The sequence below is a fragment of the Deinococcus marmoris DSM 12784 genome, from assembly GCF_000701405.1.
In the GTDB taxonomy this organism is placed as follows: Bacteria; Deinococcota; Deinococci; order Deinococcales; family Deinococcaceae; genus Deinococcus; species Deinococcus marmoris.
The window spans coordinates 21636-42641 of sequence record NZ_JNIV01000036.1; the positions used below are offsets into that span (position 1 = coordinate 21636).

General features: G+C 64.4%; 20 protein-coding genes and 1 pseudogene. 11 read left to right on the forward strand and 10 right to left on the reverse strand.

The window, feature by feature from the left end; genetic code table 11:
* The first annotated feature begins 20 nt into the window (after positions 1 to 20).
* Together Q319_RS0110490 and Q319_RS0110495 are read left to right on the forward strand one after the other, a co-directional pair.
* A complete protein-coding gene (locus Q319_RS0110490; protein WP_029482414.1) occupies positions 21 to 722 on the forward strand; it encodes a dienelactone hydrolase family protein in 702 nt (233 codons plus the stop codon).
* 79 nt (positions 723 to 801) lie between these two features.
* Complete coding sequence (locus Q319_RS0110495) at positions 802 to 1737, forward strand: DMT family transporter (protein ID WP_051655280.1); 936 nt, start codon at positions 802 to 804, stop codon at positions 1735 to 1737.
* Positions 1738 to 1766: 29 nt separating this feature from the next.
* Here the strand turns inward: Q319_RS0110495 and Q319_RS0110500 are convergent, their stop codons facing one another.
* On the reverse strand, positions 1767 to 2183 hold the full coding sequence (locus Q319_RS0110500; protein WP_051655281.1) for a DUF454 family protein: 417 nt from the start codon (positions 2181 to 2183) through the stop codon (positions 1767 to 1769).
* Between the two features lie 115 nt (positions 2184 to 2298).
* On the opposite strand from Q319_RS0110500, the gene Q319_RS0110505 reads away from it, so the two are divergent.
* The 5 genes from Q319_RS0110505 to Q319_RS0110530 all read left to right on the forward strand — a co-directional run bounded on the left by Q319_RS0110505 (position 2299) and on the right by Q319_RS0110530 (position 7824).
* Positions 2299 to 2472 (forward strand): hypothetical protein, encoded by a 174-nt coding sequence (locus Q319_RS0110505; protein ID WP_156039284.1) that lies wholly within the window; start codon positions 2299 to 2301, stop codon positions 2470 to 2472.
* Positions 2473 to 2587: 115 nt separating this feature from the next.
* The gene (locus tag Q319_RS0110515; protein ID WP_162178640.1) at positions 2588 to 3844 is read left to right on the forward strand and encodes an IS4 family transposase; all 1257 of its coding nucleotides are present in this window, start codon (positions 2588 to 2590) and stop codon (positions 3842 to 3844) included.
* A gap of 48 nt (positions 3845 to 3892) precedes the next feature.
* Complete coding sequence (locus tag Q319_RS0110520; RefSeq protein ID WP_162178641.1) at positions 3893 to 4477, forward strand: phosphotransferase; 585 nt, start codon at positions 3893 to 3895, stop codon at positions 4475 to 4477.
* Positions 4478 to 4654: 177 nt separating this feature from the next.
* A complete protein-coding gene (locus Q319_RS0110525) occupies positions 4655 to 7249 on the forward strand; it encodes an ExeM/NucH family extracellular endonuclease (protein ID WP_029482421.1) in 2595 nt (864 codons plus the stop codon).
* A 149-nt stretch (positions 7250 to 7398) separates the two neighbouring features.
* Complete coding sequence (locus Q319_RS0110530; protein ID WP_034414643.1) at positions 7399 to 7824, forward strand: S1 RNA-binding domain-containing protein; 426 nt, start codon at positions 7399 to 7401, stop codon at positions 7822 to 7824.
* Between the two features lie 51 nt (positions 7825 to 7875).
* On the opposite strand, the pseudogene Q319_RS29115 reads toward Q319_RS0110530, so the two are convergent.
* Positions 7876 to 9371: pseudogene (locus Q319_RS29115) on the reverse strand (ISNCY family transposase).
* Positions 9372 to 9589: 218 nt separating this feature from the next.
* On the opposite strand from Q319_RS29115, the gene Q319_RS0110545 reads away from it, so the two are divergent.
* Positions 9590 to 10930, forward strand: a complete 1341-nt coding sequence (locus tag Q319_RS0110545) for a S1C family serine protease (protein WP_029482425.1) — start codon at positions 9590 to 9592, stop codon at positions 10928 to 10930.
* Positions 10931 to 11036: 106 nt separating this feature from the next.
* On the opposite strand, the gene Q319_RS0110550 is transcribed toward Q319_RS0110545, so the two are convergent.
* From Q319_RS0110550 to Q319_RS0110560, 3 genes are read right to left on the reverse strand one after another with little or no spacing between them, the layout of a single operon-like run.
* A complete protein-coding gene (locus Q319_RS0110550) occupies positions 11037 to 11315 on the reverse strand; it encodes a hypothetical protein (RefSeq protein WP_029482426.1) in 279 nt (92 codons plus the stop codon).
* A gap of 2 nt (positions 11316 to 11317) precedes the next feature.
* On the reverse strand, positions 11318 to 11647 hold the full coding sequence (locus Q319_RS0110555; protein WP_029482427.1) for a YbjQ family protein: 330 nt from the start codon (positions 11645 to 11647) through the stop codon (positions 11318 to 11320).
* Positions 11648 to 11675: 28 nt separating this feature from the next.
* The gene (locus tag Q319_RS0110560; protein WP_029482428.1) at positions 11676 to 12479 is read right to left on the reverse strand and encodes a [LysW]-aminoadipate kinase; all 804 of its coding nucleotides are present in this window, start codon (positions 12477 to 12479) and stop codon (positions 11676 to 11678) included.
* A gap of 67 nt (positions 12480 to 12546) precedes the next feature.
* Between Q319_RS0110560 and Q319_RS0110565 the strand changes: the two genes are divergently transcribed.
* Positions 12547 to 13128, forward strand: coding sequence for an AAA family ATPase (locus tag Q319_RS0110565; RefSeq protein WP_029482429.1), 582 nt, complete (start codon positions 12547 to 12549; stop codon positions 13126 to 13128).
* 9 nt (positions 13129 to 13137) lie between these two features.
* Here the strand turns inward: Q319_RS0110565 and ispH are convergent, their stop codons facing one another.
* Both ispH and Q319_RS0110575 read right to left on the reverse strand, forming a co-directional pair.
* Positions 13138 to 14133, reverse strand: a complete 996-nt coding sequence (ispH, locus tag Q319_RS0110570; protein ID WP_029482430.1) for a 4-hydroxy-3-methylbut-2-enyl diphosphate reductase — start codon at positions 14131 to 14133, stop codon at positions 13138 to 13140.
* Positions 14134 to 14182: 49 nt separating this feature from the next.
* Positions 14183 to 15709: a phospholipase D-like domain-containing protein gene (locus Q319_RS0110575; protein ID WP_245619113.1), complete on the reverse strand. Its 1527-nt coding sequence runs from the start codon at positions 15707 to 15709 to the stop codon at positions 14183 to 14185.
* Positions 15710 to 15990: 281 nt separating this feature from the next.
* Between Q319_RS0110575 and tnpA the strand changes: the two genes are divergently transcribed.
* Both tnpA and Q319_RS0110585 read left to right on the forward strand, forming a co-directional pair.
* Positions 15991 to 16389: an IS200/IS605 family transposase gene (tnpA, locus tag Q319_RS0110580; protein ID WP_029482432.1), complete on the forward strand. Its 399-nt coding sequence runs from the start codon at positions 15991 to 15993 to the stop codon at positions 16387 to 16389.
* Positions 16390 to 17511: an RNA-guided endonuclease InsQ/TnpB family protein gene (locus Q319_RS0110585; protein ID WP_029482434.1), complete on the forward strand. Its 1122-nt coding sequence runs from the start codon at positions 16390 to 16392 to the stop codon at positions 17509 to 17511.
* Between the two features lie 82 nt (positions 17512 to 17593).
* Here Q319_RS0110585 and Q319_RS0110590 read toward each other — a convergent pair whose 3' ends face one another.
* The 3 genes from Q319_RS0110590 to Q319_RS24435 form a co-directional block, all read right to left on the reverse strand.
* The gene (locus Q319_RS0110590) at positions 17594 to 19291 is read right to left on the reverse strand and encodes a glycerol-3-phosphate acyltransferase (protein ID WP_029482435.1); all 1698 of its coding nucleotides are present in this window, start codon (positions 19289 to 19291) and stop codon (positions 17594 to 17596) included.
* A gap of 223 nt (positions 19292 to 19514) precedes the next feature.
* Positions 19515 to 20462 carry a fasciclin domain-containing protein gene (locus Q319_RS28655; RefSeq protein ID WP_081845984.1) on the reverse strand — a complete coding sequence of 316 codons (948 nt, stop codon included), beginning with the start codon at positions 20460 to 20462 and terminating at the stop codon, positions 19515 to 19517.
* Between the two features lie 202 nt (positions 20463 to 20664).
* A partial coding sequence (locus Q319_RS24435; RefSeq protein ID WP_029482437.1) for an IS66 family transposase occupies positions 20665 to 21006 on the reverse strand: 342 nt, incomplete at its 5' end.

Sequence of the window (21006 nt, forward strand, 5' to 3'; positions counted from 1 at the left end):
CTGCGGCGCTAGTCTGTCCCATGACCTCCCCCAGAAATATCCAGACCATCCGGGTTCAGTCGGAGGGCCGCAGCCTGCCCGCCTACCTTGCCCGCCCCGCCCTGATGGATGGGGACGCTCCCGGCGTGCTGGTCATCCACGAAGCCTTTGGCCTGAACGCCGACATCCGGGGCATCGCGGACCGTTTCGCGCAGGCGGGCTACGTGGCGCTGGCGGTGGACCTGTTCGCGGAGCAACACCGCGTGGTCTGCATGACCCGCATGATGTCGGGCATCTTCCTGAACTCGCTGGAGCATGGGGGCGTGCAGGACACCAAGCGGGCGCTGACCGTGCTGGGTGAACTGGACGGCGTGGACGCCTCCCGGCTGGGGGCGGTGGGCTTTTGCATGGGCGGCAGTCTGGCGGTGGCGATGGCCTGCACCGATGACCGCGTGAGGGCCATCGCGCCGTATTACGGCTTCAACCCGCGCCCACTGGAGGCCGTGAGGCGCAGTTGCCCGGTGGTGGGCAGCTATCCCGGCCAGGACGTGACCCGCAAGCAGGGCGAGGCGCTGTGCGACGAACTGACGGCGGCGGGCATCCCCAACGACATCAAGGTGTACGAGGGCATGAAACACTCGTTCGCCAACCAGGGTCCCAACTTTGACGCGGTGGCGAGCGTGGACGCCTGGAACCGCGTGATGGCGTTTTTTGACGAACATGTGGTGGGTGGGCGCGTCTGAGAATTCATGGCCTGAAGCCTCAGGCTGCCTGAGAGGGGAGACAGGGATGCTGTCCACGCGCTTGCACTAGGCTTCTCCTGTGCCGCGCCCCCGCCCGCCCGTATCACTTTCCTCCAGTCCAGCGGCCACCACGCTGGCCCCGCTGCTGTTCGTCTTTCTGTGGAGTACCGGGTTTATCGGGACCAAGGGCGCGGCGCTGAATGCCGATCCCTTCGCCTTTTTGAGCGTGCGCTTCGTGCTGGCCGCACTCCTGATGGCCGGGCTGACACTGGCCCTGCGCGCCCCGTGGCCGCGAGGCCGGGCGCAGTGGACCCAGGCGGCGGTCAGCGGACTGCTGCTACATGCCGGGTATCTGGGGGCCGTCACGTACGGCATCGCGCAGCACCTTCCGGCGGGGGTGATGTCGGTGATCGTGGGACTGCAACCGCTGCTGACGGGCCTGCTGTCGGGGCCACTGCTGGGCGAGTCGGTGAGTAATCGGCAGTGGGTAGGGCTGGGTCTGGGCTTCGTGGGCGTGGTTCTGGTGGTGCTGGGCCGCGCACCGGGGAGCGGCGCGTACACGGCTCCAGCGTTGCTGGCGGCGCTGTTCGCCCTGCTGGCCACCACGCTGGGCACGCTGTATCAGCGGCGTTCGGGAGCGGACGTTCCGTTGCTGGGAGGCACGACGGGACAGTACGCGGCCAGTGCCGTGGCCATGCTGACCCTGACCGCTGTCCACGGCGGCGCATATATCAACTGGAACACGGAATTTATCGTCTCGCTGGTCTGGCTCACGCTGGCGCTGTCGGTGGGCGCAATTCTGCTGCTGCTGACCCTGATCCGCCGAATGCCCGCCGCCCGCGTGAGCAGCCTGTTCTATCTGGTGCCGCCGCTGGTGGTCATTGAGGCGTATTTCCTGTACGGCGAACGCCTGAGCGCCCTGGCCCTGGTGGGCCTGCTGGGCTGCGTGGGTGGCGTGGTGCTGGCAAGCGTGACACCGAAGGTGCGTGGAGTCGTTCCGCAGACACAGGGATAGGTGAGTGTGGGCCGCGCAACTCAGGATTCTCAGCGCTTCGTCGGCACCCGCAGGCAGATGTAGTAAATTCCGAACAGTCCCACCAGCACCCAGCCCACCTGCCCCACCAGCACGGGAATGCGTCCCAGGCTGAAGCTGACCGCCACGGCAATGCAGGTGCAGGCGATCCACTTGGCGCGCAGGGGCATGCCCAGGCCGTTGCGGTAGTCCTGAACCAGTTGCCCGATCACCGGGCGCGACAGCAGCCACGCCTCCCAGCGCGGATCGCCCCGCGCAAAACAGGCGGCGGCCAGCACGAACCACACCGTTCCCGGAAACCCCGGCAGCACCAATCCCACGAAGCCCAACGCGCACAGCACGAAGCCCAGCGCCACCCACAGGGGCTTGACCGGGCGGGTCTGGGCTGCGCGGGTCTGGGGCGAGGAGGTGGAGGTGGGCGGCGTCACGTCCTTCAGGGTAGTCCATCGGACGGTGTTTTTCCGGGCCTACCGTCACCTACTGGATGGTTCTGCGGCGTGTCGCCACCGGACATGGCATGATTTGTCGGCGGGAGAGTCCTTCTTGACCGCCCTGCCCATGACTGCCGATCCCACCAGCTATTTCACGCGCCACGGCCTGGGCCTTGCGGGCTTGCGCCGCGCCGACACGGGCTTTTCCAACGCGGTCTGGTTGAGCGAGACGGCAGTGCTGCGCCTCAGCCCCGGTGCCTGGGTGATGCAGACATCTCACTCATAATCGAATGTATGTCTCACAACAGGGTCTCAGTGGACGAATCGGCTTCCGTGATCTCCGTCTGGAACGCAGAGCTGAACAACTCGTGGGAGCGATCCACAGGACCTGTACTGGCACATTGAGTCGGCTGGCCTCCAACCGCGCAGAACAGGTGGCGTTTTCGGGCTTTCTGCATCACGACCACGTTCATCTCGATCAACTGATCTACGCAGCCACCCGCGCTGGGAGAGAGCGTGTCCAGCACGCTGGACACGCCCATGTGCTGGTTTGTAGCGACACCACGGAGGTCAACCTCAAAGCGACGATGGGCTACCGTCCGGCAGCCGAGTTGGGGGTCACAGGCAACAATAGCGATCCAGGCTTTTTCATCCACGCTGGATTTGCGCTTGACCCGGAACACGGGCGTCCCTTGGGCTGCGTCTCAGCCCAACTCTGGACGCGCGGCGGCCATGTCGATTTTGGGGCGTGCGAATCGCAGAAGTGGTTTCACGTGACCCGTGACGTGCAAGGTTTGACGCCAACGGTCACGTTGGTCCATGACCGAGAAGGCGACATCTATGATTTGTGGTTTCAGGTCATGCAGTGCCAAACGCACCTGATCACCCGCGCCCGGCAGGACCGGGCGCTGATCCCGGATTATCCAGGTGGGCCAACCCGGCTGTGGGCCGCATTGGAGGCCGCTGCACCCAGTGCACTGTTCGAGCTGTCTATCCCGGCAGACCCCAAGCGGGGACGCGCAGCCCGGCGCAGCATGATGGCGCTACGTTTTCGCACGGTGAGGTTGCGGAGTCCCCGCGCTGGACGGGCGGGCAAACGGGGGAGCGTCCAGCTTCAGGCGGTGGAGGTGCGGGAATGCACGGCGTGTGTGCCGTGTGGTGAGTCGCCAGTGGTCTGGCGACTGCTGACCACCCACACTGTGGAAACCGTCCAGCAAGCGTTGCAGATCGTGAAATGGTACATGTTTCGCTGGCGCGCTGAAGACACCTTCAGCGCCCTGAAGACGCGGGGACTGGATGTGGAAGCCAGCCGCTTGAAAAGCGGCCTGGCCGTGATGAAGCTGGGGGTCATGAGTCTATGGAGCGCGGCAAAACTCACGGAACTGGTCAAGCGTCGGGATGACGAGGTGACACAGGCCAGTATTTTCTTCGGTGAGGACGAGTTGCTATGTCTTCATGAGTTATTACCGAGGTGCGAGGGCAACACCAAGACTCAGAGCAACCCATATGCCGCGCAAAGCGTGGCATGGGCAGTGTGGATCGTGGCCCGTCTGGGCCACTGGCATGGTTCGGGCAAACCGGGCCTTCAAATTATCCGCCGGGGTTTGGAACGCTTCGATGCGATTTTTCTCGGCTGGGAGATCGGGAAACAATCATGAGAGACTTGTCTGCATCACCCAGGCCCCGGTGCGGACCACGGGCGGGAGGTGGCGGTTGCTCTGGGCGCACGGGCGGCAGGGGTCCAGACCGCCGTCCCATTGTTCTGGGGACCGGGTTACAGCCTGTGGGAGCGCCTGCCCGGCAGGGTGCCCACGCCCGCGCAACTCACGCCACAATTCTGGAACGCCGTGCTGGACGATCTGGAACGGTTGCACGCCGCCCCACCTGAAGCGTATTCGCCGCGCCTGTCAGAACTGTGGGTGGGCGATCCGGGGTTGATCGGCGGCGCTGCCTGGACCCCTGCCGAGCGGATCAGGCTGCGGCGGGTGCTGACCACGCCCTACCCGCTGACTGCGCCCGTGTTCGTCCACGGCGACGTGTACGGCCACAACCTGCTGGCCGACACACAGGGCCATTACGCCGGACTGCTGGACTGGGGCAACGCGGGCTGGGCCACCCTGGAACACGAATGCGCCGTGCTGGATGAGCTGGAGCCTGCGCTGCACCGCTGGGCCGGGCGACTCGATCCGGGCCTGCTGTGGCGGCTGCGGCTGGAACTGCTGCTCAAGGTGGCGGGCGCGGGCCGCATCTCGCACGACGTGGTGCGGGGCGCTCTGGCCCATTGCGGGTGACCGTCTGAAGCGGGCAACAGTCTGAACCTGCCCTGACATTGTGAGTGCAGCGTGGGACCGCGTACCTCTGCCCCTGCGTCAGCCCTGGGCCGCTCATGACGGCGTGGGGGCGCAGCCGCTAAACTACCGCTCCATCACAATCATTTCGCCTCTTTCCCCTGTTCACACGGAGTCCCCATGACCATGAAATTTCTGCAAGGCGGCGCTTTGCTGCTCGGCCTGACCGCGCTGCTGGCCGCCTGCAACACCCCCGACACCACCCAGCCGCCCGTACCTGCCTACGCCTGTCCGGTGGGTTCCACCGTCACGCCCATTTCTGCCGTTCAGGGCACCGGGGCAGCCAGTCTCCTGGCCGACAAGGTGGTGACCGTTCGCGGTGTGGTCACGCAGGACGCGCAGGCGGGCCTCAGCGGCTTTTTCGTGCAGGACGTGACGCCCGACAGCGACCCGAAGACCAGCGAGGGCCTGTTCGTGTACACCGCCGCCGCGCCCAACGCCGTCAAGGTGGGCGAGGTGCTGGAAATCAGCGGCACGGTCAAGGAGTTCTTCGGTTCCACCCAGCTCGACAGCGTGACCACCGTGACCTCCTGCGGGACCACGACGCTGCCCGCGCCCACGAAGCTGACCTACCCGCTGTCCGCGCCGGACGCGCTGGAAAACGTCGAGGGCATGCTGGTCACGGTGACCAACACCATGACCGTGACCAACACCTTCACGCTGGGCCGTTTCGGCGAACTGGGCCTTTCCAGCGGCGGGCGGCTGTTCAATCCCACCAACGGGCAGGGCGGCACGCTGGCCTCCAACGCGCTGCGGACCCTGGTGCTGGACGACGGCGTCAGCAAGCAGAACCCGCCCACCATTCCTTACCTGAACGCCGACAACACCCGCCGCGCCGGAGACACCGTGACTGGGCTGGAAGGCGTGATGCACTACGCCAACAATGCCTACAAACTGGAACCCACCAAAGCGCCCGCGTTCGTGAACACCAACCCCCGCACCGCCGCGCCCAAATCGGTGGGCGACAGCACCCTGAAAGTGGCGGGCGCGAACGTCCTGAACTACTTCACCACGCTGGGCGACGTCGATTCCAATGCGCGCGGCGCGGACAACGCCCTGGAGTTCACCCGCCAGAAGGCCAAGATCGTGGCCGAACTGCGCGCCCTGGACGCCGACGTCATCACCCTGATGGAAATCGAGAACAACGGCGAGATGGCCCTGGACGATCTCGTGGCCGCCCTGAACACCGCTGCTGGCAAGGTCGAGTACGCCAGCGTCAAGACCGGCAAGGTGGGCACCGACGCCATCCGCGTGGCAATCATCTACCGCCCCGGCAAGGTGGAAACGGTGGGGAACGCGCGCATCGACGACAATCCCGCGTTTGATCAGGCCCGCAAGCCGGTGGCCCAGACCTTCCGCGATCTGGCCGGAAAGGGCGTGTTCACGGTGGTGGCCAACCACTTCAAGAGCAAGGGCAGTTGCCCCAAGACCGGCGACGTGGACACCGGTCAGGGCTGCTGGAACATGCTGCGCGTGGATCAGGCCAAAGCCTTGCTGGCCTTCGCCGACAAGCTGAAAGTAACTGATCCAGACGTACTGCTGATGGGTGACCTCAACGCCTACGGCGAGGAAGACCCGGTCAAGGCGCTGGAGACGGGCGGCTTCGAGAGCCTGAACAAGCGGATTGCGCTGGAAGACCGCTATTCCTACCAGTTCGACGGCCAGTTCGGCTATCTGGACCATGCCCTGGCCAGCGCGGGCCTGGGGGGTCAGGTCACGGGCATCACCGAGTGGCACATCAACTCCGACGAGCCGACGGTGCTGGACTACAACACCGAGTTCAAGACGCCCGAGCAGATCGCTGGTCTGTACGCGCCTACCGCCTACCGCAGCAGTGACCACGATCCCGTGGTGGTGGGCCTGAAACTCAAGGCAGACGGCGCAGTCGCCGTTCCGCTGACCGTGGGCGCGACCGGGCCGGCCACCGCCACCGTGGGTCAGGTCTACACCATCAATGTCACGGCGGGCGGCAATCCCACGGCGCTGACCGCCGACTGGGGCGACGGCGCGGTGGAGGGGCTGTTTCCGGTTGCGCCCAGCGGCCCGCACATCCACACCTACAAGGCTGCTGGCCCCTACACCATCAAGGTGACGGCGACGCGGGACAGTGACAAGGCCACAGACACCACCACCCTGAAGGTCATGGTGCAAAACCCCGCGCCCACCAACGCAGACAGACTGGTGATCAGTCAGGTCTATGGCGGCGGCGGCAACACTGGGGCACAGTTCAAGAACGATTTCGTGGAACTGTTCAATGCCGGAAAAGTGGCGATCAGCACAGCGGGCAAAAGCGTGCAGTACACCAGCTCGGGAGGGGTTTTCGATGCCAAAAATGTGCTGGCCCTGCCTGCTGCAAACATTCAGCCGGGTGCGTATTACCTGATTCAGCTTGATAGAGGCATGGGCGGCACGGCTGAACTGCCCACCCCTGATGCCACTGGCACGCTGGCCCTCAGCGGCAGCAACGGCAAGGTTGCTCTGGCCAATAACATCGAGGCCGCTACCGGCATTGCGGATACGGACCTGCTCGATTTCGTCGGTTACGGCACGGCCAACGAGTCCGAGGGCAACGCCGCCGCGCCGGGGCTGAGCAACACGACAGCCGCCCTGCGTGCAGGCAACGGTTGCACCGACGCCAACAAGAACAGCACCGACTTCACGGCGACTGCGCCCGCACCGCGCAACAGCGCCTCGCCGAAAAACGTCTGCCCCTGAGTCCCTGAATCCCTCGCCAAGCCTGGACGGTCTTCGGACGGTCCAGGCTTTTTCATGCGCCGGTTTTCATGCGTCTGGACGGCGTTTTCTATCTGCGCTTGATCTCACGTTTAAAATGTAACCCGTATTCCGTCCGCATGGTGTACCATATGAGCCATGCTTTCCCTAGGAGAAACCCTTTAGTGCAACTTGATTCTGGCGCGGTGGCCGAGGGCCGCATTACTCGCGTAACCGATTTTGGCGCGTTTATCCAGTTCGAGAACGGTGAGACGGGCCTCGTCCACATCTCGCAGATCGCCCATTCGTTCGTGCGAAACATCCACGATCATGTGCGCGAGGGCGAGAACATTGAGGTCAAGGTGCTGGGCCGTGACGAGCGGGGCCGTCTGGACCTGTCCATCAAGGAACTGCTCGAAGAACCCGAAGAAGTGCCGCGTCCGCGCGCCATCGGGCGGCAGAGTCCGCAGTTCGAGGCCAAGCTGCGCTCCTTCATGCGCGACGCCAAGGAGCGCACCACCACGGGCGGCCCCAAGAAGCCCGGCAGCGGCAGCACCAGCACCAAACGCAAGAAATAAATCTGGTTTGGCTTCAGTTCTCCCGGCTCCCTGTAGCCGGGAGTTTTTTTTCTACGGTGGCAAAACTAGCTTGTCCCACTCTGCCTCAAGTTGGTCCAGGCAAGCCTGGGGGGCACGTCGGAATCGCGACTGAAGGCGGCGGGTTTCATGACGGGTTTCCAGTTTTTGACGTAAAACACGCCAATCCTCCACATCTGTGGGCTGAAGATCTTGTGGCGTGATGACGCTGTTTCTGGTGGCCGCTGCGGCCACCAGACGGACCTGCCCACGAATCACCAGCCCTGGTGAAGCTGATTTTTGACCGCTGATCCGACGTTCATACCGCCTGGCCGAGCCAAAATATTGTTCCAGTGCGTTGTTTGTTCGGGGCAAACCCGGCACGCGGTAGCAATGAAAGAGCCAGTCCTGCTGAGCGGTCAACACCTTGACGAAGTGCGCCAGCGCACCCGAAATCTCAGGCAGGCCTTGTGACCGGGGCTGTATTTGCGCCAGAACATGCTGAAACTGTTGCTGGACGACGTGCGCGTCGTCCTCACCGGGATTCTGAAGAACCTGTGCCACACGCATGATGGCGTTGTGTGCGTCGCTCAGCACCTGCCAGGGTTGATCATCTTCCTGAAGGGCTTTCTGAAGATGTCGTCGGAGACGACTCAGTTCTTGATCCGTTTGATCCCCCCTTTTTTCTGAGGCGCAGTTTCAAGGCGCTCCAGCGAGTCATGAATTCGGTGAACCCGGTCTTGAAGCCGTAACCCGCTGGCAACGAGTGGTGGACGCCCGTCATCGGTCAGGGCGCTTCTGACCGTCAGGGCATAGTTCAGCAAGATGCGCGCCTGGGGGTCTGAGCGCTGTTCCAGAGCAGATTCGATCTTCTTGATGCCGCGCAGGCGCTTTTTCAGTTGCACTTTGGCATGACGGTCCACCTCCAGAAGTGGCCGGGCGGCTTCGCGTAGCGAATGGAACTGGCACAACTGATGGGGAACACCTGGAAAGACCTGCTGGATCGTCAGGCGAATGGCCCGCTGTCCATCGCTGATGACCCCAAGCACGGGGAGGCGCTCACCGAGCGCCTCTCTGACTTCGGTCAGCAGCGTAGCAAGGTCATCTTCCGAACTCGTCACCAGGGGCCGGGCCAGCAGGACTTCTCCTGAAAGGACCTCCCGAATCAGCCACAGCACTTCGTGACCGACATCGGGCTGTAAGCCGTCCAAGCTGAGGATGACCCGGCCTTGCTCTCGCAACCTGGCCTGCCAGTGATCCGGGCGCATCAGTTTGGATGCCAGCAATTCCTCGTAACGGGCGATCAGGTGGGTGACCTGACGCTGACTGATATCCACTTGCCGCTGAGCCAACAGGGTGTGGATTTCCGGGACAGTGCGGTGGAACGCAAAGCGTTCCTGGCCGATGAAAGCCAGGACATCAAAACCATATTCACTGTATGGAAGGGCCAATCGCCCTTCTGCTTCTGGGCGGAGGGGTTTACGGAACCAGCCACACGCCTGGTTCTGACAGCGACGAATCTTGAGGGTGTACCTTACCTGCTCCTGCATCCCGACGAGACAACGGCTGTTGTGGTAATCCAGAGGCGCGAATGCGCCGCAGATGGGACACACCGGAGCCAGTCGGTGCAGCGTTTCTTCTCGGTCTGGGGCATGACGACGATGTTGGCGAGCCACGATAACGGGAGTCTAGCAAGTCAAGTTTGCCACCGTAGTTTTTTTGCCAGGGCTTTAACCGCCGTGTAACCGGGCCGCGCCACACTGCGGGCATGAAGAAGAACCTATCTATCCTGGCCCTGTCGGGCACACTGGCCCTCGGCGCGTTTGTCGGTTACGGCATCAATGAGCGCAGCGACGCCCAGACCGCCTCGCCCGCCACCGCCGCGCAAAACACCCAGGGAAAAATCGTTCAGACCCTGGCGACGCCACCCCAGGTCCCCCAGACCCAGACCTTTGGCGGGAGCCGCGCCCGCACCGAGTCCGAGACGAACACGGTGAACGTGGTCAAGCAGCGGCAGGGCGGGCTGGTCTATATCAGCGTGACAGAGAAGGCCGACAGCTCCGGCAGCCCCGAGGCCCAGCTCCGCAAGCGCATGCAGGAGCAGATGCCCTTCGGCTTTCCGTTTGGCGATGGCAGCGAGGACGGCAGTGGTGGCACGCCCCGGCCCCAGACCGGCACCGGCAGCGGCTTCTTCGTCTCTGCTGCGGGCGACATCATCACCAACAACCATGTGGTGGACGGAGCCAGCGAGATCACCATCCGTGTCCACGGCGACAAGACCGAGTACAAGGCCAAGGTCATTGCCCGCGCCCCCGACTTCGATCTGGCGCTGATCCGCCCCGAGGGCCTGCCCAAGAACCTGATCCAGCCGATTCCGCTGGGCGACAGCAGCAAGCTGGACGTGGGCCTGAAAGCGGTGGCGATGGGCGCACCCTTCGGCCTGGACTTCAGCGTCTCCGAGGGCATTATCAGCAGCCTGGAACGCACCGCCCCGGTGGGCGCGCAGGGCATCTACCAGAGTCTGATCCAGACCGACGCGGCGATTAACCCCGGCAACTCCGGCGGGCCGCTGCTGAACAGCTCCGGCGAGGTCATCGGCGTCAATACCCAGATCCTGACCGGGGGCGCGGGCCAGAGTGCGGGCGTGGGCTTTGCCATCCCGGTCAACACGGTCAAAAAGCTGCTGCCCCAGCTTCAGGCGGGCCAGGGCGGCGTGGTGCAGCCGCCGCGCATGGGCATCCAGTTCACCGACGTCAGCGGCCTGACCGACGCCCAGCGCGCGACCGCCGGACTGCCCGAGAGCGGCGCGCTGATTCAGGAAGTGGTGCCGGGCAGCCCCGCCGCCAATGCCAGCTTGCAGGCGGGCAGCAACGGCGGCATCAGGCTGACCAACCCCGCCACGGGCCAGACCACCACGGTGTCCACCGACGGTGACCTGATCACGGCCATTGACGGCCAGCCCATCACCGACGACAACAGCCTCCAGAGCGCCATCCTGGGCAAGAGCATGGGCGACAGCGTGAAGCTGACCGTCGTGCGCGGCGGCCAGACCCGCGAGGTCACGGTCAATCTGGGCGACGTGGCCTTCCCGGAAGCGCAACAGCAGTAAATCCAGACCGGGTGGGAGAAGTGGGGCGGGGGGTTGTGACCTCTGCCCCCTTCTTCTTTTTGCTGTGCCGGACATTTGAAAGTGAGGCCGAAAAGCACAGGCTCGCCTACCCGAACAGCGGTCCCAGATCGGTCATTTCCCCGGTGGGCGTCGCGGGGCTGAACGAGTAGCTGCTGAAGACGGCCATGAACTCGCCCCGGTCCAGTAGCCGCGTTTGCCCGCTGGGGCCGGTGGCCTGGACGTGGCTGCCGCGCATGTTCAGGCGGTATTCGCCCAGCTCGCGCACGCTGGCCTTCTTGCCCCTGCCTACATGCAGCAGGGCGGTGGCGCGGTATTCCTGACCGCCCCTGGCATTCAGAAAGTTCAGGAGTTCGGTGGGTGTCAAGTTCAGCGCTGTTCCACCACGACTGCCGTGCCGTAGGCCAGCACCTCGGTCACGCCGTCGGCGATGTCGTTGGCGTCGTAACGCATGGCGATGATGGCGTTGGCCCCGCGCTCCTGGGCGTGCTGCAACAGCAGGTCATACGCCTCCTGACGGGCTTTCTCGGCCAGTTCGGTGTACAGGGTGATGTTGCCGCCCAGCAGGGTCTGGAGCGACGCGCCGATGTTGCCCAGCACGCTGCGCGAGCGCACGGTCAGGCCGCGCACCACGCCCAGTTGCCGCACGATGCGGAAGCCCTCCAGTTCGTTGGCGGTGGTGATCATGATCTTGTCCATGTGTCTCCTTGCCCTCCAGTGTCCATGCTTACGACACCACCGTTCCGGCCCCGTCCAGCGCCGCCGTGATCGGCTGCCCGGCGCGGGCGTCCCCGAAGATGACGCGCTTGACCCCGCCCGCCACTGCTTCCGCCGCCCCCAGCACCTTCTTTTTCATGCGGTCCTGGGCGAATTCCAGGTAGGATTCCACGTCATTCGCCGGAATCTGGCGGATCAGGCTGGATTCGTCCGGGTAGGCGCGCAGCAGTCCCGGCACGTTGGAGAGGAGCAGCAGCGCCTCGGCTTTCAGGGCCACGGCCAGCGCGGCGGCGGCGCGGTCCCCGTCCACATTGATCGCCACGCCCTCATAGCTGCTGGCGGGGGGGGTCAATACTGGCAGGTAGCCCGCGCCCAGCAGCAGTTCGATCAGGCCCGTGTTGACCTTCTCCACCGTTCCGGTGTGATCGCCGCGCAGGATCTTCACCTTGCCGTTCTCCACGGCGCGCACGCTGTCCTTGTGGCGGCCCTCGAAGATGCGCCCGTCCAGGCCCGATAGGCCCACCGCGTTGACGCCCAGGCGCTGCAAGCGCTCCACGATGCCCTTGTTGATCTTGCCGCAGTAGACCATTTCGAAGATTTCCAGGGTCTGGCGGTCTGTAAAACGGGAGGTGTAGCCGCTGGGACTGGTCACGAATCTGGGCGGGTGGCCCAGCGCCTCGGCCACGCGGTTGGTCTCGCCGCTGCCCCCGTGGACCAGAATCAATTTCTCTCCCGCCTTCCAGCGCGCCGCCAGATCGGCGCACACCGCGTCGTAATCGATCCCGGCGCTGCCGCCCACTTTGACCACAATCAAACTCGTACCCTCATGCCGGGCATGCTAGCGCGCTCCTGGCCGGGTGTCGCGCCCTTAAGCTGGGCAGATGAGCGCGCCTGTCATCTGGATCAACGGTCCCTTCGGTGTGGGCAAAACGCATACCGCCGCGCACCTGCAAGAGCGCGTGGAGGGCAGTTTTCTGTTCGATCCAGAGGAACTCGGCTTCACGCTCCAGCACCTGACGCCGGGGTCCAGTGGTGATTTTCAGCGTCACCCGCTGTGGGTGCCGTTCGTGCTGGACGCCCTGGAGCATGCCGCCACGGTGGCCCACGGCGCGGTGATGGTTCCCATGACCGTCACGGACCTGGCCCGTCACGCGGCCCTGTTGGGGGGGCTACGGGACAGGGGCCTGGGCGTTCACCACTTCACCCTGCTGGCCCCGCCGGATGTGATCCACAGCCGTCTGCGCCGCCGCGCCCAGGGACGGCAGTCGTGGGCCGGACGGCAGGTCGAGGCGAGATTGAGCGATCTGAAGCATCCGGCCTTCGCCACCCACCTGAACACGGGGGAACTCAGGATCAGTCAGGTGGCGCAGATCATCGCCGCCCGCGCTGAACTGACCCTGGCCCCGGAAAAGCGTGACCCGTTGCGGTGGTTCAGGGTCACCACCCGGCGCTTTATCCGCTGACCGCCCGCCTCAGCCCATCGTGCGCGGCAGGGGCTGGCTGGCCAGAATCTTCTTCGGCTCGCGGAATTCGATGTTCTCCCACTCGCCCTCCTCGGTCACCTGTAATTCGGGATTCAGGGCGCGGAAGTGGGCCACCACCTCCTGCACCAGATCGTCGGGCGTGCTGGCGGCGCTGGTGATGCCGATGTTCCGCACGCCGCTTAAATCGAGGTGCGCCAGATCGGCCACCGTTTCCAGGCGCTCAGCGCGGCCACAGGTGTCGGCGGCCAGTTCCAGCAGCCGCATGCCGTTGCTGGAATGCGTGCTGGTCAGCACCAGAAAGGCGTCCACGTTGGGCGCGATGGCCTTGACCGCGTCCTGGCGGTTCTTGGTGGCGTAACACAGATCCTCGCTGGGGGGCACGATCAGTTCTGGGAAGCGGGCCTTGAGGATGTCCACCGTGCGCCGCGTGTCGTCCACGCTCAGGGTGGTCTGGGTCAGCACCACCAGTTTGTCGGGGTCTGGCACCGTGACCGTGTGCGGGTCATGCAGGCCCTCGCCGCGCTTGCCCAGTACGCCCACCAGAATGGTGCTGCCCGGGGCCTCGCCGCGCGTGCCGATCACCTCCTGATGCTGGGCGCTGTCGCCGATCAGCAGGATGGTGTAGCCCTCGCGGGCGTATTTCTTGGCCTCGGTGTGGACCTTGGTGACCAGCGGGCAGGTGGCGTCGATGGTACTCAAACCCAGCGCCCGCGCCCGTTCGCGCACCAGGGGGCTGATGCCGTGCGCGGAGAACACCACCGTTTCGCCGCCTTCCGGCAGGGCCTCGATATCGTCCAGATTTTCCACGAAATGCACGCTGTGGTCGCGTGCCAGCCGGTCCACGACGGTGTGGTTGTGGACGATGGAATGGTAGACCGTCACAGGTTTTTCCTCGGTCCGGGCGGCCCGCTCCACCGCGCCGATGGCCATGACCACGCCCGCGCAGAAGCCGCGCGGCTTGGCCAGATACAGGCGCTCAACCATGTGAGGCACGCGTGGGCAGAACGGGGGAGAGGTCAGTCATGGCCCCAGTTTACGGGCCGGGGCGGGGCGTGACCGTGTCGGCTGTCCCGGCAGCGGGTTCTGGCGTCAGATCAGGGGTCACGTTCTTCAGCCACCACTCGTCCGGCACGGGGCGGCTGGCGGTCTTCCAGATGGTCTCGAAGCTGGTCTGCTGCTCCTGCACCGCTGCCGGATCGCCCGTGGCCAGCGCGGCCTCGGCCAGTCCCAGCCTGCCCCACGCGCTGAAGTGAAAGTTCATGCTGCCCACCACCACCACGCGGCGGTCCACCGTCAGCGCCTTGGTGTGCATGTTGAAGGTGGTGTAGCGCGCTTCGAAGCGGCTTTCGATGCCCCGGCGGCGCAACTCCTGACGCAGCAGGGTGATCCCACTGCGGTTGGGGGCCGCGCCGATCCCGTAATCCACGGTCAGCAGCCGGACACGGACCCCACGCTCCAGCGCCCCCAGCACGGCGGTCATGTACACCGGCCACGACTCCGGGCCGCAGCCCTGCGGGTTCAGGTACGCGCCCCAGCAGTTCAGCGTGGGGCCAAAATCCGCCTGCATCAGCTCGATCTCCCCTCTTGCCGCGCCCAGCAGCGCCAGATGGGCGAGGTCCGCCTCGTCATGGCCGGGACGGCGGTAGAGCATGAAGGCCCGCGCCGTGCCGGTGGGCACAGCCTTGCGCACGGTTGCCGGGTGCGTCACCGGGTCCGGTGGCGTCATCTGGCACAGCGCCTCGGCCTGCGCCCGCGTCACCCCTTCCGGGCAGCGCAGTTGTGAGCTGTGCCGCCACAGGTCGTCGAAGGCGGCCACGCCGCTCTGCGCCACTGGCCCGGTCATCCGCAGTCCCAGGTCATGTAGACCGCGTCCCCCCGGTTCGGAGGCGGGCAGATGCCAGTCGGTGTAGTTGTACCCGGCCACGGTCAGGTCTTGGCCGTCGATGACGTGCAGCTTGACGTGGCTGTGCGGCAGGTAGCGGTAATTGAGGACGCTGAGTTTCCAGCCCACGCGGGCGTCCTCCAGCGGCACGCCCAGCCCCAGCAGATCGTCTAGCAGGGCCAGCGGCTGCGTTCTGCCGTCCGGGCGCAGCAGGTCCGGGTAGCCGCCCAGCAGCGCCCGCACCGTCATGCCCTGTGGGTACGCGGCTGGATCCTCGCGTACCCGCCCGTACAGGTTGGCCACCGCCTGCGCGAAGATCCAGCCTGGATTTCCCGGACCGCCGCGCCATTCCATGCTGGCCAGCAGCACCTCGCTCCGGGCGTTGGCGATTCCGCTGGCCGTGACCTCGAAAGCGTCCAGCGGTGTGGTCAGGCTGCGCGGCGTCCGCAGATACCCCACGAAGGCATTGTCGCAACTCAGGTCCGGCTGACCATTCGCCGTGACCACTGTCCACAGCGCCAGCTCCAGCGGGTCGGTGGGCGGGGCACAGATGGGGTCGGTCAGGGGCGCAGCGGGCAGCACCGGCCCCAGAAAAAGTGGCACCTCCGCCGCCCGCCCCCACCCGCCGCAGGCCAGGGCCACCAGGGTCAGGAGTGGACGCAGGGCGCGGAAGATCACGCCGCAGCATAGACGCGCTGAACTCCCGCGTAGCCGCACTTCAAGGCACGTCCTGAACGTTCTCAGAGAGTCGTCAGGTTGGGCGCGGAGGTCAAGTGAAAGTCAAGTGATGGTCAGCGTGCAGGGGGGAAGAAACTTACAACAAAGGGTGTGGGCGGAAAGCCCAGGGTTTTAACCCTGGGATGGATAGCCCACGCCTCCCGATAGGGAGGTCGTGCTGATGCTGAACGTTGATGCCGAGGCGCTACCCACACGCCGCCCCGTCGTGCTAAACTGTGGAAGTGTCGACGTCCTATCTTCACAAGAACACTTCTGTCTCGCTGTTGCGATACCATTTCGTATGGTGTCCCAAGCGGCGCAGAAAGGTCTTGGTGGGAAACGTGGCGCTGAGGCTCAAGGAACTTCTGGAAGACAAAATCGCCGAACTGGGCTGGCGCATCGTGGCAATGGAGATCATGCCTGATCATGTCCACCTGTTCATCGGTACAGACCCGGACGTATCGCCTACTCAGGTGATGCACGCCCTCAAGGGCTACACCTCCCGTGTTCTGCGTCAGGAGTTCCCCAAGCTGCAAACCATGCCGTCCCTGTGGACACGTTCCTATTGGGTCAGCACGGCGGGCAACGTCAGCGCCGAAACCATCGAGAAGTACATCGCCGCTCAGAAGACGAGAGACTGAATGCTGAAAGCCTTCCGCTACCGTCTCTGCCCCACGAAAGTGCAGGAAGCTGCGCTGAACGAACAGTTGCGTCTTTGCCGCACCCTGTACAACGCCGCGTTGGAGGAGCGCAAAACGGCATACAAGAAGGCCCGAAAGACGTTGACTGGATACGATCAGATGAAGCATCTCAGCGAGATCAAGGCGGAACTGCCAGAATACAAGGGCGTCTATTCGCAGGTGTTGCAGGACGTTCTCAAGCGGCTGGACAAAGCATTCCAGGCGTTCTTTCGGCGCGTCAAGGCAGGGCAGACCCCCGGCTATCCCCGCTTCCAGGGCCGGGACAGGTACGACTCCATGTGCTACCCGCAGTCGGGATTCAGCGTCTCCGAGAAGACGGCGTTCTTTTCCAAGATCGGCAACATCCGAATCCGGTTGCACCGCCCGCTGGAAGGCAAGATCAAGACGGCTACCATCACCCGCGATTGCGTTGAGTGGTACGTCAGCTACGTCTGCGAAGTGGAGCCTCAACCACTTCCCGAAACGGGAAGCTCAGTGGGGGTGGACGTGGGAACGACATGGTTTGCCATCACCTCCGATGGCGAGTTTGTGGAGAACCCCCGGCACTTCCAGACCGCCATGAAGAAGTTGCGGGTCGCTCAGCGTGCGGTCGCCCGCAAGCGAAACAAACGCAGCAACCGCAGGCGGAAGGCCGTGCAGCGGGTCGCCAAGCTGCACCGCAAGGTCAGCCGCCAGCGGTTGGACTTCCACCACAAGACCGCTCTCCAACTCGTCCGGGAGAACGACTTGATCGCGCACGAAGACCTCAATGTCGGTGGGATGGCGCGGGGCAATCTGGCCCGGTCTATCCACGATGTCGGCTGGGGTCAGTTCTTTTCTCTCCTTTCGCAGAAGGCAGCATGGGCCGCTCGAAAGGTTGTCGCCGTAGACCCCCGATACACCTCACAGGCGTGCAACCAATGCGGCCACACCTGCCGGGAGAACCGGGCCAGTCAATCGCGGTTTCGGTGTGTCGCCTGCGGTCATCAGGAGAATGCGGACCTGAACGCAGCGCGGAACATCCTGGGGCGGGCCGTCCCATCAGGCATCAACGTAGCGGTAGTCAACGCAAGCGTTGCCTGAGAAGCCAACGGATTTATCCGTTGGTAGGTCACAATTCCTCGATTTGTTTGGACAGCAACCGACGGCTCTCGCGGCAGCCGCTCTAGTCCACCACTTCAAAGCCCAGCCGCGCGGCCTGTTCCACAAAGAAATTGATGTTCTCGCTCAACGTCTGCGGCCCCAGGCTCTTGCGGTGATGCTCGCCCGTGGCGGCGATGATCAGCGTCTCGGCCAGACAGGCGGGCACCGCGCCCTCGCCGAATTGCAGGTCGATGTTGCTGGTCATGCCGCCGGGCGGGCGCACCACGCCGCCGGGAATAATGCGCACGCCGGGAATGCCCGCCACACTTTCATCCACATCTGCCGGGCGGCCCTCGTCGAAGATCCAGGTGCCGGGTTTGACGTGCTGCGGAAAGATGACAGGCAGCGGGTCGCTGGTGGCGGTGAAGATCAGGTCCGCGTCCTTGAGGGTGGCGTAGTCGGTGGTGGTGATGATCTCGGTGTCCTTATTCGCGCGGCGCAGGGTGGCGGCGCTGCGCTCCAGCTTGTCCAGGTTGCGCCCCAGCATGATCAGTTTGGCCACCTGCGGCGCAATGGTCCGCGCGATACCAAAGGCCACCACGCCGTTCGCGCCCACGATGCCAGCGGTGGCAGCTTTCAGGTCCCGGCCCCCGGATTCAAAGTGTTTCAGGATGCCCGGAATGGCGGCCTTGATGGTCCCGGAGGTGTAAGCGCCCCCGTTGGTCACGGTGATTTCGGGCACGGCGGCCTGCACATCCACGCCCTTGTTGCCCACCACGGACCAGAACGCGCCCAGCCCGAACACTTCCGCGCCCAGCTCATGCGCCAGCCGCGCGCCCTCGATGGCCCGGCGGGTGGCCAGTTCCGGCTGGGTGTCGAACACGTCCGGCAGCAGTGGGCTGGACAGCAGGTAGCAGCGGATGCTCTGGCCCTCGGGCGTGCGGATGCCGCGCAGCTCGCCGATCTTCATGGGGCGCAGGTTGGCGGCCATCTGACGCACGGTCGCCTCGCTGATCACGCCGCGTTCCACCAGCGGTCTGAGCCACGCGAAGCGCTGGGCAGACCAGAAATTCTCCAGCGTCATCGGGTGGATCATGAAGGCGGCCACCACCTCGTCGCCGCGCTTTCCGGCCAGCGGCACTTCCTCGCCGAATTTCGGCTCGGTGCCGTCCAGCATCCGCCCGATGTTTTCCTTGAAACGCCAGCCCGCCGCCACCAGCAGTCCCAGTGCCCCCAGCTTGGCGGGAACGCCGACCGGCAGCAGTGCCACCACGGCAGCGAAGGCCGCCAGTCCTGCCAGCGTGGCCGCGCTGACGTAACCCCAGTAGCCGGTGACGCCCGCATAGACCACCACGGGCAGGGCGGCGGCCCACAGCGGCACGGCCCCGGTGACCGCCACCCCGGCCAGCACGCCCAGCAGCACCAGATTCCCGCGCCCGCGCGGCGGCACCCGTCCAAAAGCTGAGCCGTAGAGTGGCAGGTAAAGAGCGTTCGGCGGATTGAGATGCCCCAGATACGCCGCCAGCGCCGCCAGCACGGTCACTTCCGGCAGGCCCAGACTGGAGGCCATCAGCACCGCCAGCAGGCCCTTGCCCGCGTCCAGCACGGCGGAGGCGGTGGCCAGCCCCGGCCCCACCAGCCGCAGCATATTTTCCACACCCAGGTTGTGGGCATTGCTCAGGCGGGTATTGACCCCGGCGCGGCTCAGCAGCAGGTACCCCAGCGGCAGGCTGCCCACAAGAAAGGCCACCAGCAACAACAGGGCCGACAGAAACAACATGCCGGGCATTCTAGGGCTTTTGGCGAATCGTCAACGGTGGGCCGGTGGCGGTTCACGGGGCACGCGGGCGGTGGGGCAATGCCCAGTCCTGTGCCAGAGCAGGCCAGAGACGCAATGCCGCTTCATTTATCGGGGACAATCTGCGGCAGCAACCGACAAAAGGAACACCGCGAGTCGGCAGTGTGCCTGACTCGCGGTGTGTGGGAAGGAATGAGCGCTGGTTTTACTTCGCGGGCGGCATCAACACGGTGTCGATGACGTGAACCACACCGTTGATCGCGGGCACATCGGCCTTGGTGATCGTGGCGTTGTTGATGATCACGGTGCTGCCATCGACTTGGATATCCACTGCTGCGCCGTTCACCGTGTCGGCGGTGGTGAGCTTCACGACATCGGCGGCCATGACCTGACCGGCCACGACGTGATACAGCAAGACAGCCTTGAGTTTTTCCGGGTCCGCAAGCAGGGCGTCCAGATCGGCCTTGGGAATCTTGGCGAAGGCCGCATTGCTGGGCGCAAACACCGTGAAGGGTCCCTTGCCCAGCAGGGTGGCTTCCAGGTCAGCGGCCTTGACCGCCGCCAGCAGGGTGCTGAAATTGGGGTCCATCGAGACGATGCCCGTGATGGTCTGTGTCGGCTCAGCCGACGCCGTGCTGGTGGGCGCAGCCGCCGCCGCGTTGGCGGTTGGCATCAGCACGGTGTCGATCACATGGATCACGCCGTTGGTGGCCTGCACATCGGCCTGGGTCACGGTGGCATCGTTGACCATCACTTTGCCGCCGTTGACCTTGAGATTCACCGCCGCGCCGTTGACCGTTTTGGCCGTGTTCAGTTCAATGACGTCGGCGGCCGTCGCCTTGCCCACCACGACGTGGTACAGCAGGATGGACTTGAGCTTTTCTGGATCGTTGATCAGCGCGTTCAGGTCGGCGGCGGGAATCTTGGCGAAGGCTGCGTTGCTGGGCGCAAAGACGGTGAACGGGCCAGCGCCGCTCAGGGTCTCCACCAGTCCGGCGGCCTTGACTGCCGCCAGCAGCGTGCTGAAATCGGGGTTGGTGGAAACGATTTCGGCAATCGTCTGGGTGGGCGCAGCCGCCGTCGTTCCCTGTGCGGCCCCCACGGCGGAAAGCATCAGCGCACCCGTTAACATCAGTGTGGTCTTCTTAAACATATCGGTCTCCTTTTGTGCAAAAATAGAACGTTTTAAAAATGTCACCGATTCAAGCCTGAATCCATCTAGCTCTATTAGAATTGGAATGAGTTAGCTTGGAACGGAAGTAGCTAGATAATCCTCTATCTAGGCGGCTTGATTGATATTCATCCTAAAGAACAGGGCTGAACGCACGAGTACGGCGAAGTACAATGGTAACTACTCAGCGCGAGAAGTCGGGCATGAGGATGTCACCGCGAAATACACTCACGAGGCCCTGCCAGACATGTATGCCCTGCTTGCGAAGTGTGGAGATATAGCTGCGAATCCGGCAGAACGCCGCTCCACCAGTCAGAGACCGAAACCCACCTGACACTTTGCGCTTGATACAGAACATCCGAATATCCCGTTCCGCCTGGTTGTTGTCGAAGGGAACGTCGTCCCGTTCGAGAAACAGAAGCACCGCATCTCGGTGCTTCTGACACCGCAAGGCCAAATTCCGGCCCGGAGTTTGCCTGGGTTTTCCCCGGCGGCCTGGCACTGGGGGCGCGGCAGGATTGGCGTT